Raw genomic sequence first — 12,805 nt, 5'->3', positions numbered from 1 at the left:
ATCGCGGTGACGCATCGCCGGGCTGGATCGAGTCGTCACCGGATCAGATGAGGGCTTCGGCGCGGACGCGGTCATCGAGGACCTCGCGGATCAGCTCGCGCTCGCGCTCGGTCGCCCCGTGGCCCGCGCGGACGTGCTCGAGGAAGGCCTCGATGCGCTCGGGGTCACTGACGGCACCGCTCAGCCGATCGACATAGGAGCGCTCGACTGCCGCGGATGTGTCGGAGGGCTGATGCTGCACCATCGCGCAGTGCGGATAGCGCTCTCGGAGTCGACGCATGGGCTCGGTCTGGGCGAGCGCGTCGGTGTACACCGCACAGACCCAGTCGTCGGCGTGCGCCGCGATGTTCTCGGGAGACAGGATCTCATCGAGGGTGCCCGTGAGGGTGACCAGACGACGAGGGACGGGAAGATCGAGCCACTCGACCGATGCGAGGCCGGTGGCATCGAGGTCGACCAGCCACGAACCGCGCGGCTTGCTCTGTTCGCCGAAGCTGTAGTGCAGCGGAGCGCCCGAATAGCGCACCCGTTCGCTGATCTTCTGGCGGCCATGGATGTGCCCGAGAGCGACGTAGTCAGGCCCGTCGAAGACCGACAGCGGCACGACGTCGAGACCCCCCTGCCGCACCTCGCGCTCGAGACCGACCGTGGCGTCGACTCCGGCGGAGAAGCAGTGCGCGATCGCGACGGATCGCCCCGGGTGGGCCTGCATCCCCACCCGGACGAGACCCATCGCGTGAGACAGCGTCTGCGCCTGCGTGCGCAGATCGGCGCCGATCCAGTGCTGACGCACGATGGCGGGCTCGAGGTACGGGATGCCGTAGAAATGCACCGGACCATCGGCGTCTGCCAGCGTCACCGGCGTGCCGATCGCGAGCGGATCGGTCAGCACGTGGATGCCGTCACGGAGCAGCCGCGCCTGGAACCCGAGACGCGCAGCGGAGTCGTGGTTGCCGCTCGTGACGATCACACGGGCACCCGTCTCATGCAGCGCGACGAGCACGTCGCCGAGAAGCGTGTACGCGGGGCCGGCCGGCGTCGCCGAATCGAAGACGTCACCGGCGACGATGACGACGTCGACCGCGTTCTCACGAACCTGCACCGTGAGCGCTCCGAGGACCTCGGCCAGCGCGTCCATGGTCGAGTTGCCATGGAAGGTGCGGCCGATGTGCCAGTCGGAGGTGTGCAGGATTCGCATACTCACACGCTACGAACCCCCACCGACATTCGGCCTCAGGCGTGCCGCGGCATCCGTTCCTGGGCCCGGAATCCGTGGGATTCCGGGCGGAACGGATGCCGCGAGCGTCTCAGTGCGCGCCGACCGCGAACCCCGGCTGCGACGGCATCAGCTCGTCCTTCGAACCGCGCACCATGACGGCGGCGATCACGGCAGCGCCGACCATGAGGATCGATGCGACGATGAACACCCAGCCGTAGGCGTCGGTCAGCTGCGTCGGGGAGACCTCCGTCTGCGCATGCCCGCCCACGGACGCCGCGTACACGGCCGTGAACACGGACAGCCCGATCGATCCGCCGATCTGCATGGCCGAGTTGGCGACGGCCGATGCGATGCCCGCGTCATGCGGTGCGACTCCGGTGAGTGCCAGGTTCTGCAGCGGGATGAACACGAAGCCCATGCCGATGCCGAGGAGCAGAAGCGCCGGCGCGATCTGCACGATGTACGCCCCATCGGGGGTGATCCCGGAGAGGAGGAACAGCCCGGCCGCCGCGACGAGCGGCCCGACGATCAGCATCGGCCGCGGCCCGATCACCGTGAGGAGTCTCGTCGCGATCGGGGCGATGATCATCGTCGCGATCGGCAGCGGCAGGGTCGCCGCTCCCGCCGGGAGCGCGCCCATGCCGAGCACGAACTGGAGGTGGAAGGTCAGGTAGAGCGTCGCGCCGATCATGATCGCCCCGGCCACGCCCTGGATGAGGAACGCTCCGCCTCGCACTCGATCGGCCACCACCCGCAGCGGGAGGAGCGGCTGCGACACACGACTCTCGACCCACACGAACACGCCGAGCAGCACGACCCCCAGAGCGAGGAACGTGATCGTCAGCGGATCGCCCCAGCCGTTCTCGGCGAGGCTGAAACCGTAGACGAGCGATCCGAGACCGAGAGTCACGGTGATCGCGCCCCAGACGTCGTACCGGTTGTCGCCCTCGGCCTTGCTCTCGGTGAGGAAGAGCGCTCCGCCGACGAGGCCGATCGCGACGAAGAACAGATTGACCAGCAGGCACCAGCGCCAATCGGTGAACTCGGTGAGGAATCCGCCCAGCAGCAGGCCGACCGCTGCGCCGGTTCCCGCGACGGTCCCGAACACGGCGAACGCCGTGTTGCGCTCGCGGCCCGAGGGGAAAGTCACGGTGAGCAGCGCGAGAGCCGCCGGTGCGAGAAGTGCGGCGAAGACGCCCTGCAGGCCGCGGGCGAGGATGAGCTCCCAGCCCGACTGTGCGAGGCCGCCGTAGAGGGATGCAGCGCCGAAGCCCACCATCCCGATCATGAAGACACGCTTGCGCCCGACGTAGTCGGCGATGCGACCACCGAGCAGGAGCAGTGCGCCGAAGGCCAGGGCGTAGGCCGTGACGACCCACTGACGCTGGCCGTCGGTCAAGCCGAGGGACGCTTGGGCCTGAGGCAGGGCAATGCTCACGATCGTGCCGTCGAGGACGACGATCAGCTGCGTGAGGGAGATGACGACGAGCGCCCACCACCGGGTCTGGGGGCGGGCGCGCAAGGACGATGACATGGAAGAACCTCCGGTGTCGGGGACGATGCCGGAGGTTTCGAGCCTCGGACCAGCGCGCTTCATGAGCGCCTGACCACCTCAGCCGACGGGGCTGAGCAGAGAAACCATATTACCCGAGATGAGGCTGTGGGATCGCGAGCGGAAGGTCCCCTGACCCACCCTCGTCACGATGATCGACACGTGGTGATGCGAGATGCGCGATGCGCGATCACATGTGCGGCGTGCGGGGCTGCGCGATGCGGATCCGGGCTGCCCTCCGCCCGACATGAGCCGGAATTGCCCCTCCGGCTGGGGGTGTGCCCGCCTCGTCGTGACTACCGACTTCCGCTCTACTCCTCCAGATCGTGGAGCCAGTTCGCCTGCTGGATCCGATTGTCGAGTTCGCGCAGCTCCTGCGCGACCGCATCCGCGCGCGAGCGCAGCTCGGCGACGGGAAGCGCAGAGATCTGACGCAGCTCCGACCGCATCTGACGCAGGAACTGGTCGTTCGCCCCGGATGCCGCCGCGGCGGCGTCTGCGAGCAGCGAGTGCTGCAGCCGGAGCACGTCGCGGGCGGCGAGGGCATCGGTCATGGTTCCGTCGGTACCCAGATCCAGACGCGAGTTCGTCGCGTTGATCCGCCTGATGAGGTCTCGGAGCAGCAGCAGATCGGCGTCCGCCTGAACGAGAAGCGCGGCGGCATCCTCGGCGGGCTCCTCGCCCTCCTGGTACCTGGCGTTCGCGGTGATGCGCGCACGCAGCTGCTCTATGCGGCGCTGCAGGTCTGCGCGGGCGGTGAGTGCCTCTGCGAGTTTCATGACTTCATCCTGTCAGGGCGCCACCGTGTAACACAGCGTCACACGAGCTGCGTCATCGAGAGCGCAGGAGAGCCGAGTGCTCGGGGTGCGCCTGGAACCAGTCGGAGACGTACCAGCACACCGCATCGACCTTGCGATCTCCGCGTTCCTCGATGTCGGCGACAGCGCCCTCGACGAGGACACCCGCATAGCCGTGGCCGCGGAAAGTGGGGATCGTGAAGGCTCTCGTCAGGGCGATCGTGTGTCCGTCGTCGCGGTAGTCGAGCACGCTCACGAGCTGCCCGTCTCTCATCAACGTGTACCGCGATGCGTCCTTCTCATCGGTGAGGAGGAAGCCTGCGGCGAGGGTCGAAGTGGTCATCTGTCCACGTTACGCCCGCCTCCGGCACGGTCGGCCGTTTTGACACGCCCGGACTTCTTCCGACATAATCCCCCCATGACTACCAACGCAAGCCCTTTGTCCGCCCAGGAGGCGAACAGGACTGCCGGGATGATGATGCCCGGTCGCGTTGGCATGTGTTGCCGAATGTGTCGCTGAACGAACAGCCACTCCGTCTGACCTGACTTCTCGCGATCTGCGAGGTATGGGTCATCGAGCATCCACCCTTTGCTCGCTCTTCCGGCTCGCCCGGTCATTCATGCAACGCATCAGAGCCTCTTCCCGGCTCACGTCCTGAGGACTTCATCATCATGTCGAACACCGCACTTCTCGAGCGTCCCGCCGCCACCGCCGCCGTCCGCACCGCCGCTCCGGCGCCCGCCGCAGCCCCGCTCGATGCAGATCTTCCCGCTGTCCGCTCGCCCCGCGGCTTCGCCCTCTATGTCGGCCTCGACGAGATCAAGGCCGCCGAAGCCGGAGTCAGCCTCCCGCTCCTCGTCGACGCGCTGCGTCGCACTCTCGCCGAGCTCGCTCCCGGCGCCGAGACGCACGCCACCGTCGCGCTCGCCCCGCACGGCTCGGGTGGTCGCGACCTCGACGTCGTGCGTCTCGCACTGCACGAGCCCGGTGCGATCGCCCGCACCAAGGCCGCCGCAGAGGAGGAGACCACCGACGAGGAGGGCGGCGTCGTCGTCGACATCTCGCGCAAGCGCGTCCTGATCGACGGAGAATCCGCAGCCTTCACCTACAAGGAGTTCGAGCTGCTGCAGTACCTCGTGCTCCGCGAAGGACGCACGATCGAGCGCAGCGAACTCGTCTCCGCACTGTGGCAGGCGCAGGACGACGAGACCCCCGGCGAGCGCACCATCGACGTGCACGTGCGTCGTCTGCGCGCGAAGCTCGGCCGCTACGAGGACATCGTCCGCACCGTGCGCGGCATCGGCTACCGCTTCGACCGTCACGCCGACGTCGTCATCCGCTACGGCCACGGCACACCCTCGCCCGACCGCTTCTGATCCGAGTGTCAGCCCCGCCACGTATCGTGGGGCGCATGACCCTGACCGCGGATGCCGGAGCCGCCGACGCGGCTTCTCAGAGCGCACCGCGGGAGACCGTGTATCGGCCGACCGCACCCGTCGATCTCCGCGCGACGGTCGGCATGCTGCGGCGAGGCCCCGGGGACCCCACCATGGTCTGCGACGGTCCGGTGATCTGGCGCACTCTCCGAACTCCGCTCGGCCCTGCGACGCTGGCGCTGCGCGCGCAGAGCGGAGAGATCAAGGCCACCGCGTGGGGCCGCGGAGCCGAGCACGCACTCGACACCGTGCCCGACCTGTGCGGCGCCCGAGACGACCCGTCGGGTTTCGATCCCTCGCTCCATCCCCTGATCTCCGAGGTGGCCCGCCGTGCGCCCGGCATCCGCCTGGCTCGCACCGGCGTCGTGTTCGACGCTCTCGCCTGCGCCATCATCGAGCAGAAGGTGACGGGTCTCGAGGCGTTCCGCGCCTGGAGGCTGCTCGTCACGAAGTTCGGCGAGCGCGCACCCGGTCCGACCCCGCGGCCGATGCACGCCGCCCCGACCGCAGAGCAATGGCGTCGCATCCCCTCGTGGGACTGGCATCGGGTCGCGGTGCAGCCGCCGCAGTCGAAGACCGTCGTGCGCGTCGCCGAGCGGGCGGAAAGCATCTCGCGCGCGCTTCTGGCCGCACCCGGCGGCGACGAGCGTGACCGCGTCCTGACGAGCTTCCCCGGCGTGGGTGTGTGGACCTCGGCCGAGACGCGCATCCGGGCGCTGGGCGATCCGGATGCGGTGAGCGTCGGCGACTACCACCTCGCACATCAGGTGGGATACGCCCTCACCGGCCACCGCACCGATGACGAAGGGATGCTCGACCTGCTCGCCCCCTGGGCGGGGCACCGGCAGCGCGTGATCCGTCTCATCTTCGCGAGCAGGGTGAGCGAGCCCCGACGAGGGCCACGGCTCTCTCCCGAAGATCACCGCACTCGCTGACCTCCCGAGGCGGGCGGATCGCCTTTAGGCTGAGCCCATGTCGCGCAACGCACTCCGCTTCTCCGTCACCGCAGGTCTTCTCATCGTCGGTGTCGTGATCGGCCTGATCTTCCAGAACGTCTGGCTCGGCATCCTGCTTGCCGCGATCGTCTGGCTGGGCTGGTTCATCGGCTACGAATCCCGCCGGGGCCGCAATGCCGGCGTCAACGACGAGGACCACGGCGTCGAGCTCTGAGCGTCAGTAGTAGACGGCGAGAGGACCGGAGGGCCCCTCGACCACCTGCACGGACGTGTCGAACACGCGGGTGAGCACCTCACCGGTCATGATCGCGGAGGGAGGGCCGAACTCCACCACCTCACCGTCTTTCATGGCACAGATATGGTCGGCGTAATGACCTGCGAAGTTGATGTCGTGCAGGACGATGACGATCGTGCGCCCGAGCTCTTCGGCCGCACGACGCAGGTGCTTCATCATCTGCACGGCATGCTTCATGTCGAGGTTGTTGAGCGGCTCGTCGAGCAGCACGAACTCGGTGTCCTGCGCCAGCACCATCGCGACGTAGGCTCGCTGCCGCTGGCCTCCGGAGAGCTCGTCGAGGTAGCGCCCTTCCAGGTCGCCGAGGTCGAGGAAGTCGATCGCCCTGCTGATGATCTCCTCGTCAGCGCGGGTCAAGCGGCCCTGCGAGTGCGGGAAGCGCCCGAAACCGACGAGCTGGCGCACGGTGAGCCGCGTGACGAAGTGGTTCTCCTGGCGGAGCACCGAGACGATCTTGGCGAGGTCCTTCGACTTCGTGGTCGCGACGTCGTATCCGGCGATCTCGATCGCCCCGGCGTCCATGCCGCCGAGCCGACCGATCATCGTCAGCAGCGTCGACTTGCCCGCTCCGTTGGGACCGATCAGCGCCGTGATGCCCCCGGCGGGGATCCGGAGATCAACGGGGCCGATCGCGACCTGGTCGCTGTAGTCGCGGCGGACGCCCTCGAGTGTGATCACAGCCTGCCCTTTCTGAGGATGACGATGAGGAAGACGGTTCCGCCGACGAGCTCGATGAGGATAGAGACCATCCCCTGCGCGTAGAAGACGTTCTTCATGACGAAATAGGCCCCGGCGAGGATCGTGAAGGCCGTGAGCACGGCCACCGGGAAGATGAGTCGATGATCGTACGTGTCGGCGAACTGGTACGCGAGGGTCGCGACGAGGAATCCGAGGAACGTCATCGGACCGACCAGCGCGGTCGATGTCGCCATCAGCACGGCGACCAGGAAGAGCACCATGAAGAGCTCGCGCTTGTGGTCGAGGCCGAGCGAACGCGACACGTCGGGTCCGAGCGCGAGCAGGTTCAGCCTCCGGGACCTCATCCAGAGCAGCGCCGAGGCCGCGATGCACAGCGGAATGGCGAGCGGCAGGTACGACGCGTCGGCGTTCGAGACGTTGCCGAACAATCGCGCCGCGAGCACATCGAACTCACTGGGCGTGAGCAGCCGCTGCATGAAGGTCGAGATCGCTCCGAGACCGCCGCCGATGATGATCCCGATGAGCAGCATGATCTGCAGGTTGCCGTAGCGCCCGGACAGCAGCCATCCGTAGAGCGCCATCGCAAGCCCCACCATGATGACGACCTGCAGGCCGAACTGCCAGACGCCCTGGATCGCCACGAGACCGGCGACGCCGAACAGATACACCGTGGTGGTCTGCACGACGCGATACAGCGATTCGAATCCCATGATCGACGGCGTGATGATGCGGTTGTTGGTGACCGTCTGGAAGCTCACGGTGGCGATCGCCTGCGCCACCGCGACCACGGCCATCACGGTCACGTTCGTCACGCGCAGCTTCGCGATGCGCCAGAATCCGGGTGATCCGATCGGCATCGGGTTCTCCCACGCGAGCAGAGCGAAGGCGAAGGCCACGGAGAGGGCGACGAGGATGCCGAGCACGATGACATATCGCCGTCGTGCGCGCGGAGTCGTGAAGGATCCGGAGGTGCGGGTGCCGGCCGCGATCGCCTCAGCCACGACGACGCTGCCTCAGCAGGAGCAGGATGAAGACGATCGCGCCGACGATGCCGAGGATCAGCGACACCGGCACCTCGAACGGCATGATGATCGTCCGTCCGATGATGTCGCAGACGGTGACGATCGCGATGCCGAGCAGGCAGACCCACGGCAGGTTGCTGCGCAGATCGTCGCCGCGGACCATCGAGACGATGTTCGGCACGATCAGCCCGAGGAAGGGAAGGTTGCCGACGATGACCGTGACCACGCCCGTGGTGACGGCGATGAGCACTGTTCCGAGCAGGATCACCCGGTTGTAGTCGACCCCGACGTTCGTCGCGATCTCCTCCCCCAGCCCGGCGATCGTGAGACGGTCGGCGACGACGAACACGACGACTCCGACGATCGCCACGATCCAGAGCATCTCGTACTGCCCTCGGAGCACCGATGTGAAGCTGCCCGCGAACCAGACGCCGATGGCCTGCAGCGAGTCGGTCACGAGTGCGAAGTAGGTCGACACCGATCCGACGACGGCACCCAGCATGATGCCGACGATCGGGACGATTAGAGACGACTTCAGCGAGACGCGGCGCAGGAAGGCGAAGAACACCATGGTGCCGATGAAGGCCGCGATGATGGCGCCTGCCATCCTCAGCGGGATCGAGGGGTTCGGCACGAGCACCATGACCGTCAGCAGACCGAGGCCCGCCCATTCGGTGGTGCCGGTGGTGGTCGGCTCGACGAAGCGGTTCTGAGTGAGGAGCTGCATCACCAGCCCCGCCATCGCCATGGCGGCGCCCGCGAGGACGAGGGCTACCGTGCGCGGGACCCGGGTGATCTGGAACATCTCGGCACCGTCGGCGGCTCCCGCGATGTCGTAGACGCCTGTGAACAGGGACACGACGAGAAGTGCGAGGACGACGAGGATGCCGACGAGGAGCTTGACGTCGAAGAGCCGCCCGGCAGACCGGGGCGGCTCGGTGGAGAACGCGGTGCGAGACATCGTGAGTCGCCGGCCGGCGGCATCCGCCCTCGAGCGGATGCCGCCGAGCGGACTACTTCTGGGCGGCCTCGAGGGCGTCGGCGAGGTCGTTCAGGAACGTCGTGTACGTCTGGATGCCCTCGTTGAGGTAGGTGTCGGTGGGCATGTAGACGATCTGCTCGTCAGCGACTGCCGTGACGCCGGCGAGCGCCTCGGAGCTCTCGAGGATCTCGGATGCCTGCACGTAGTCGGGGGTCTCTGCGGCGAACACGGCGTCGCGGTCGAGCACGAGAAGCCAGTCGGGGTTCGAGGCGGCGATCGCCTCGACCGAGATGTCGTCGCCCTGATGGTCGTCCGAGGCATCGGCGACCTCGAGCGCCGGGGTCAGGCCGAGGATGTCGTAGATCGGTCCGAGCGAGCGGCCCACGGTCGGTGCCAGATACCCGATCTCGCCGCCCGAGGTGTTCACGGCCATGACGGTGTCGGCGTCGTCGTAGGCGGCCTTCGCCCGCTCCGCCGCCGCGTCGAAATCGTCGACCAGTGACTGCGCCTCGTCCTGCTTGCCGAAGATCTCGCCGAGCACGGTCACCTGTCGCTTGAGCTCGTCGTCGAAGGGCTCGCCCTCGCGAGGCTCGAGATCGATGATCGTCGCCTCAGGCACGAGTTCGGCGATGGCCTCGTTGTGCTGCGTGAAGCGCTGTCCGCTGATGATGAGGTCGGGTTCGACGGCGACGATCGCCTCGAGGTCGGGCTCGCTGTGCAGGCCGATGTCGACGATCGAGTCGTCGTCGAGGTACGACACCGTGTCGGGCATGAGCGCGACCGCACCGGCCGAGAGCTCGACTCCCCAGTCGGAGAGCGTCTGGAACGTGCGGTTGTCCAGTGCGACCACGGATGCGGGAGGCGTGGCGATCTCGTGCGATCCGGTGTTGTCCTCGATCGTGACCGAGTCGGCGGCCGGGGCGGTCTCGGCCGGCTCGGCTTCGGCTCCGGAGGCGCAGCCCGCGAGGGCGAGAAGGCCGACGAGACCGACGCTCGTGGCGCTGAGGATTCTGGGCATGGACATGGAGAGACTCCTGTTCTGCGGTGGTGAGTGCGCGCGGGCGGCGCGGGACAGGCGGAGTTAGGCTCCCCTAACTCCGCCTCCAAGATAGGTTAGCCTTACTTTATGAGCGATACGAAATCCGGCTTCTCCATCGAGCGCCGAGGCCTCGATCTGCGCTTCCGCACCGTCACGCTGAGCGCCCGGGAATGGCTGGCACCCGACTTCGTGCGTGTGCGCCTCACGGGCGGCGACCTCGAGGGCTTCGACTCCCCGGGCTCCGACGACCACATGCGACTGTTCTTCCCCTCCGGCCCGGTGGGATCGGTCGAGGAGATGCGGGCTGCACCGAGTCGTGAGTACACACCTCTGGCCTGGGGCGCGGACTGGTTGGACGTCGAGTTCGCCGTGCACGGCGACTCGGGTGTCGCAGCCCCCTGGGCGGCGACTGCTGCTCTCGGGTCATCGATCGGCGTCGGCGGGCCCCGCGGGTCGGCGGTGCTGAACGGCACCCCCGGCTCCTGGCTGCTCGTCGGAGACGAGACGGCCATCCCCGCCATCCGACGCTTCGCGGCGCTCATCCCCGCCGGCGTCGCCGCTCGAATCGTGGTCGAGACGGTCTCGGCCGGGCGTGAGATCGACATCGAAGCCCCTGTCGACATCGAATGGCTGCATCGCGGCGATGCTCCCTCTGGCTCCGCGCTCATCGCGTTCCTCGACGACCTGGCGGTGGAAGATGCGATCGGCGACGACCCGTTCGTGTTCATCGCGGCCGAACAGTCGATCGTCAAACCGGGACGCGCGTTGCTGGACCGCTGGGGCATCGACTCCGCGAACGCCGTGGTCAAGGGCTACTGGAAGCGCGGCGAAGTCGAGTACCACGCGCCGCACTAGTGCCGCGCGTGCCTCGACTGGAAGACTGGACGCATGGCACTTCTGGATCATCTGGGCATCACCGTCGACGACCTCGAACGGGGCAGAGCCCAGTTCCACCCCGTGCTCATGGCGCTCGGCTACGTGAGCGGCGGCGAAGACGACCATTCCATCTCATGGAACAACGGCGACGAGACAGAGATCATCCTGTACGCATGGGATGAGGACTCCGGCCCTCACCGCCACGGCCGGGTCGGCTGGCAGCACATCGCGTTCGCCATGCCCTCGCGCGATGAGGTGGATCGCCTGCATGCAGTGGCGCTCGATGCCGGATGGACGGCCGTCCGAGACCCGAAGGAGTACCCGCGGTACACCGACCGCTACTACGCCTCCTTCGTCGAGGATGCCGACGGCATCCGCGTCGAGTTCATGCACAACCCCCCGCGCGATTCCGCTTGACTGCCGCTCGACCGCGTGTGGCTCTTCCTGCACTCGGGTTCTCGAGGCGTCGGCAACCGGATCGCCGGTCACCACATCGCCGTCGCGCAGCGGCTGGCAAAGCAGTGGTGGATCGAGCTGCCCGACCCCGACCTCGCGTACCTCGTCGAAGGCACTCCCGAGTTCACCCGGTACATCCGCGAGCTGCGGTGGGCCCAGCACTGCGTCAGCTCGTCAACGTCAAGGGCGACTGAGCACGGGGGTGGGCGAGTGATGAGAAATCCCCGCCCACCCCTCCTGCACGACCACCCTGCGACTCGCAGTTCCTCCCACTGCTCGGGATGACGGTATACAGCGACCTCGATTCCGCTGCTCGGCGTGGAACGATGCGAGGATGACATGGTGCACCTCATGACCGACGCTCAGATCTGGACCATGATCGGGTGTTTCACCGCGCTCATGTTCGGCATGCTGACCGTCGTCTCCACACTGTTCATCCGGGTCGTCCGCACCGAGATCGGTGGCCTCCGCAACGAGATGAACGGCCAGATCGGGGGTCTCCGCGGCGAGATGAACGCCCAGATCGGCGGACTCCGCGGCGAGATGAACGCCCGCTTCGACACCGTGAACACGCGCATCGACGGACTCGACCGCGACATGCAGGCCGTGGTCAAGCGCTCGTTCGGGCTCGACCGCGACTGACATCGGCCCACCACCTCATGCCTTCGTCCATCGTCTCGGATGACGTCTACGACGCATTCCCCGAGCGACCCTGCGGCACAGCCGTGCTGCTGCTCGCGGGTTCGAGTGGGCGCCTCGAGTCCGCTCGCGCCGATCTGCTCGGCCATCGGGGCACTCGGATGCGAGCGATCCGCTGGTTCGGCGGCATCGGCCAGCGACCGGCGCCCCATGAGGTGCCGATCGAGATGTTCATCGATCAGATCGAGCTGCTGCGACGAGATCACGATCGCGTGGCGATCTTCGGAACGTCGTTCGGCGCCGAGGCGGCCCTCGTCACCGCCTCCACCGTCGAGATCGACGCGACCATCGCCGTCTCTCCGTCGTCCGTCGTCTGGTCCGGGCTGGCGGAGGGCCGCTGGTCCTCGCACTGGACTCTGGGCGGTTCTCCGCTGCCGGCGGTCGTGTTCGACCCGGCGTGGACGCCGATGAGCGATCCGCCGGAGTACCTCTCGCTGTACTCGACGAGCCTGACCCTCGACCCGACACTCACTGCGGCGGCGACGATTCCTGTCGAGCGGATCTCCGGCGATCTGCTGCTGATCGCCGGAGGTGACGACCGCGTCTGGCCGAGCACCGCGTTCACGACGGCGATCTCACAGCGCCGACATGCCCATGGCAGAAGCACGACGATCGTCCAGCATCCGGATGCAGGGCATCGTCTGCTCCTGCCCGGCGAGGCCGCCGCGGCCGGCGGCATGCACATGGCTCGGGGCGGCACACCGCGCGCCGATGCAGCGCTCGGCGCGCAGGCCTGGCCTCCGATCTCGCGGGTCCTCGGCCTCGATCCCAGCTGA

15 protein-coding genes and 1 pseudogene are annotated in these 12,805 nt (G+C 67.6%); 8 read left to right on the top strand and 8 right to left on the bottom strand.

Going from position 1 to position 12,805, the window contains the following annotated elements; translation table 11 throughout:
* Nucleotides 1-43: 43 nt before the first annotated feature.
* The 4 genes from RU09_RS07040 to RU09_RS07025 all read right to left on the bottom strand — a co-directional run bounded on the left by RU09_RS07040 (nt 44) and on the right by RU09_RS07025 (nt 3,911).
* Nucleotides 44-1,198 carry an exonuclease SbcCD subunit D gene (locus tag RU09_RS07040; protein WP_042538950.1) on the bottom strand — a complete coding sequence of 385 codons (1,155 nt, stop codon included), beginning with the start codon at nt 1,196-1,198 and terminating at the stop codon, nt 44-46.
* A 109-nt stretch (nt 1,199-1,307) separates the two neighbouring features.
* Nucleotides 1,308-2,753 (bottom strand): MFS transporter, encoded by a 1,446-nt coding sequence (locus tag RU09_RS07035; RefSeq protein ID WP_042539414.1) that lies wholly within the window; start codon nt 2,751-2,753, stop codon nt 1,308-1,310.
* A 329-nt stretch (nt 2,754-3,082) separates the two neighbouring features.
* Nucleotides 3,083-3,550, bottom strand: coding sequence for a DIP1984 family protein (locus tag RU09_RS07030; RefSeq protein WP_042538948.1), 468 nt, complete (start codon nt 3,548-3,550; stop codon nt 3,083-3,085).
* A 52-nt stretch (nt 3,551-3,602) separates the two neighbouring features.
* The gene (locus RU09_RS07025) at nt 3,603-3,911 is read right to left on the bottom strand and encodes a GNAT family N-acetyltransferase (protein WP_042538946.1); all 309 of its coding nucleotides are present in this window, start codon (nt 3,909-3,911) and stop codon (nt 3,603-3,605) included.
* A 329-nt stretch (nt 3,912-4,240) separates the two neighbouring features.
* On the opposite strand from RU09_RS07025, the gene RU09_RS07020 reads away from it, so the two are divergent.
* Genes RU09_RS07020 through RU09_RS07010 form a run of 3 tightly spaced genes read left to right on the top strand, consistent with a single transcriptional unit; the run spans nt 4,241 to nt 6,175 of the window.
* On the top strand, nt 4,241-4,945 hold the full coding sequence (locus tag RU09_RS07020) for a winged helix-turn-helix domain-containing protein (RefSeq protein ID WP_042538945.1): 705 nt from the start codon (nt 4,241-4,243) through the stop codon (nt 4,943-4,945).
* Between the two features lie 35 nt (nt 4,946-4,980).
* Nucleotides 4,981-5,940 (top strand): DNA-3-methyladenine glycosylase family protein, encoded by a 960-nt coding sequence (locus RU09_RS07015; RefSeq protein WP_042538944.1) that lies wholly within the window; start codon nt 4,981-4,983, stop codon nt 5,938-5,940.
* Nucleotides 5,941-5,977: 37 nt separating this feature from the next.
* Complete coding sequence (locus RU09_RS07010; protein WP_042538943.1) at nt 5,978-6,175, top strand: hypothetical protein; 198 nt, start codon at nt 5,978-5,980, stop codon at nt 6,173-6,175.
* Between the two features lie 3 nt (nt 6,176-6,178).
* Here RU09_RS07010 and RU09_RS07005 read toward each other — a convergent pair whose 3' ends face one another.
* Genes RU09_RS07005 through RU09_RS06990 form a run of 4 tightly spaced genes read right to left on the bottom strand, consistent with a single transcriptional unit; the run spans nt 6,179 to nt 9,983 of the window.
* Nucleotides 6,179-6,934, bottom strand: a complete 756-nt coding sequence (locus RU09_RS07005) for an iron ABC transporter ATP-binding protein (protein WP_042538942.1) — start codon at nt 6,932-6,934, stop codon at nt 6,179-6,181.
* A complete protein-coding gene (locus tag RU09_RS07000; RefSeq protein ID WP_042538940.1) occupies nt 6,931-7,956 on the bottom strand; it encodes an iron chelate uptake ABC transporter family permease subunit in 1,026 nt (341 codons plus the stop codon). Before RU09_RS07000 ends, RU09_RS07005 begins: the two co-directional genes overlap by 4 nt.
* Nucleotides 7,949-8,938, bottom strand: coding sequence for an iron chelate uptake ABC transporter family permease subunit (locus tag RU09_RS06995; RefSeq protein WP_042538938.1), 990 nt, complete (start codon nt 8,936-8,938; stop codon nt 7,949-7,951). Before RU09_RS06995 ends, RU09_RS07000 begins: the two co-directional genes overlap by 8 nt.
* A 52-nt stretch (nt 8,939-8,990) precedes the next feature.
* The gene (locus RU09_RS06990) at nt 8,991-9,983 is read right to left on the bottom strand and encodes a siderophore ABC transporter substrate-binding protein (RefSeq protein ID WP_042538936.1); all 993 of its coding nucleotides are present in this window, start codon (nt 9,981-9,983) and stop codon (nt 8,991-8,993) included.
* 102 nt (nt 9,984-10,085) lie between these two features.
* Between RU09_RS06990 and RU09_RS06985 the strand changes: the two genes are divergently transcribed.
* The 5 genes and pseudogenes from RU09_RS06985 (at nt 10,086) to RU09_RS06970 (ending at nt 12,805) form a co-directional block, all read left to right on the top strand.
* Nucleotides 10,086-10,853 carry a siderophore-interacting protein gene (locus RU09_RS06985; RefSeq protein ID WP_042538934.1) on the top strand — a complete coding sequence of 256 codons (768 nt, stop codon included), beginning with the start codon at nt 10,086-10,088 and terminating at the stop codon, nt 10,851-10,853.
* 33 nt (nt 10,854-10,886) lie between these two features.
* Nucleotides 10,887-11,291, top strand: a complete 405-nt coding sequence (locus tag RU09_RS06980) for a VOC family protein (RefSeq protein WP_042538932.1) — start codon at nt 10,887-10,889, stop codon at nt 11,289-11,291.
* Nucleotides 11,292-11,300: 9 nt separating this feature from the next.
* Nucleotides 11,301-11,492, top strand: a pseudogene (locus RU09_RS18260) (RtcB family protein); the annotation flags it as partial.
* A gap of 189 nt (nt 11,493-11,681) precedes the next feature.
* Nucleotides 11,682-11,972, top strand: a complete 291-nt coding sequence (locus RU09_RS06975) for a hypothetical protein (protein ID WP_042539412.1) — start codon at nt 11,682-11,684, stop codon at nt 11,970-11,972.
* A gap of 17 nt (nt 11,973-11,989) precedes the next feature.
* Complete coding sequence (locus tag RU09_RS06970; RefSeq protein ID WP_052492891.1) at nt 11,990-12,805, top strand: acyl-CoA thioester hydrolase/BAAT C-terminal domain-containing protein; 816 nt, start codon at nt 11,990-11,992, stop codon at nt 12,803-12,805.

The organism is Microbacterium sp. MEJ108Y, from assembly GCF_000834175.1.
Classification (GTDB): Bacteria; Actinomycetota; Actinomycetes; order Actinomycetales; family Microbacteriaceae; genus Microbacterium; species Microbacterium forte.
Note: the sequence above shows the minus strand (reverse complement) of the source record. Positions and strands in the feature narration are given on the sequence as shown.

What these genes read in the sequence shown, in the direction of transcription:
- RU09_RS06990 (WP_042538936.1), bottom strand. Translation starts at nt 9,983, where the DNA reads ATGTCCATGCCCAGAATCCTCAGCGCCACGAGCGTCGGTCTCGTCGGC.
- RU09_RS07020 (WP_042538945.1), top strand. Translation starts at nt 4,241, where the DNA reads ATGTCGAACACCGCACTTCTCGAGCGTCCCGCCGCCACCGCCGCCGTC.
- RU09_RS06995 (WP_042538938.1), bottom strand. Translation starts at nt 8,938, where the DNA reads ATGTCTCGCACCGCGTTCTCCACCGAGCCGCCCCGGTCTGCCGGGCGG.
- RU09_RS07025 (WP_042538946.1), bottom strand. Translation starts at nt 3,911, where the DNA reads ATGACCACTTCGACCCTCGCCGCAGGCTTCCTCCTCACCGATGAGAAG.
- RU09_RS07040 (WP_042538950.1), bottom strand. Translation starts at nt 1,198, where the DNA reads ATGCGAATCCTGCACACCTCCGACTGGCACATCGGCCGCACCTTCCAT.
- RU09_RS06980 (WP_042538932.1), top strand. Translation starts at nt 10,887, where the DNA reads ATGGCACTTCTGGATCATCTGGGCATCACCGTCGACGACCTCGAACGG.
- RU09_RS07035 (WP_042539414.1), bottom strand. Translation starts at nt 2,753, where the DNA reads ATGTCATCGTCCTTGCGCGCCCGCCCCCAGACCCGGTGGTGGGCGCTC.
- RU09_RS07030 (WP_042538948.1), bottom strand. Translation starts at nt 3,550, where the DNA reads ATGAAACTCGCAGAGGCACTCACCGCCCGCGCAGACCTGCAGCGCCGC.
- RU09_RS07015 (WP_042538944.1), top strand. Translation starts at nt 4,981, where the DNA reads ATGACCCTGACCGCGGATGCCGGAGCCGCCGACGCGGCTTCTCAGAGC.
- RU09_RS06985 (WP_042538934.1), top strand. Translation starts at nt 10,086, where the DNA reads ATGAGCGATACGAAATCCGGCTTCTCCATCGAGCGCCGAGGCCTCGAT.
- RU09_RS06975 (WP_042539412.1), top strand. Translation starts at nt 11,682, where the DNA reads ATGACCGACGCTCAGATCTGGACCATGATCGGGTGTTTCACCGCGCTC.
- RU09_RS07010 (WP_042538943.1), top strand. Translation starts at nt 5,978, where the DNA reads ATGTCGCGCAACGCACTCCGCTTCTCCGTCACCGCAGGTCTTCTCATC.
- RU09_RS06970 (WP_052492891.1), top strand. Translation starts at nt 11,990, where the DNA reads ATGCCTTCGTCCATCGTCTCGGATGACGTCTACGACGCATTCCCCGAG.